Raw genomic sequence first — 382 nt, 5'->3', positions numbered from 1 at the left:
ACACGATAGCGATAACTTCTAGCTTCCTGATCTAAAAGCAATATACTCGTAGTGTTATATCGATTTCTATTTTGCCAAGCACCACCATTAACACTCACTTGACGATAATAATGACTCGTATTAGCTGTGGCGTTCCACGAAACAGTTATATCATTACCATTTGCGATAGAGGCATTTGGCTTTGATGGAACTGATGGTTCGGGTAAAACAGATATCGATTTAGAAGCAGAGGAGTAGCTAGAACATGTGTCATTAATGTTACAAGCCTGTACACGATAGCGATAACTTCTAGCTTCCTGATCTAAAAGCAATATACTCGTAGTGTTATATCGATTTCTATTTTGCCAAGCACCACCATTAACACTCACTTGACGATAATAAT

At 38.0% G+C, this 382-nt stretch carries 1 protein-coding gene; it reads right to left on the bottom strand.

From position 1 onward, the window contains the following. On the bottom strand, positions 1 to 382 hold a 382-nt coding region (locus H4J52_RS04680), incomplete at both ends, for a hypothetical protein (protein ID WP_182176868.1).

The sequence above is a fragment of the Colwellia sp. MB02u-14 genome, from assembly GCF_014076915.1.
Classification (GTDB): Bacteria; Pseudomonadota; Gammaproteobacteria; order Enterobacterales; family Alteromonadaceae; genus Colwellia_A.
The sequence above is the reverse complement of the archived record's forward strand: the minus strand, read 5'-3'. Positions and strand labels throughout refer to the sequence as shown.